Consider the following 313-nt stretch of genomic DNA (forward strand, 5'->3'; position numbering starts at 1 on the left):
GCAAACCGGCGCAGGTCGGAGCGCTGATAGGGCTCGCGCAGGCCATACCCCCACACCGGGCCGGGCCAGCCGGGATCCCCCTCGGATCGTGCGACGATATGGATATGCAGTTGGCGCACGATGTTGCCGAGCGCGCCGGTGTTGATCTTGGTGCAGCCGGTCGCCCGCTTCAGCGCCTGCGCCACCATATTGGTCTCGAAGGTCAGCATCGCCTGGTCGAGCGGCGTCATCTCGTGCAACTCCTCGATGCCCGGACGCTGCGGCACCAGCACCAGCCACGGCCAGCGGCGGTCGTTCATCAATCTGAGTTCGC

General features: G+C 66.8%; 1 protein-coding gene. It reads right to left on the bottom strand.

What is annotated here, in order from left to right; all coding sequences use genetic code 11:
- Positions 1 to 313: HIT family protein (locus EN859_RS36705; RefSeq protein ID WP_135913716.1), on the bottom strand; the 313-nt coding region annotated here is incomplete at both ends.

Source organism: Mesorhizobium sp. M00.F.Ca.ET.216.01.1.1, assembly GCF_004010325.2.
In the GTDB taxonomy this organism is placed as follows: domain Bacteria; phylum Pseudomonadota; class Alphaproteobacteria; order Rhizobiales; family Rhizobiaceae; genus Mesorhizobium.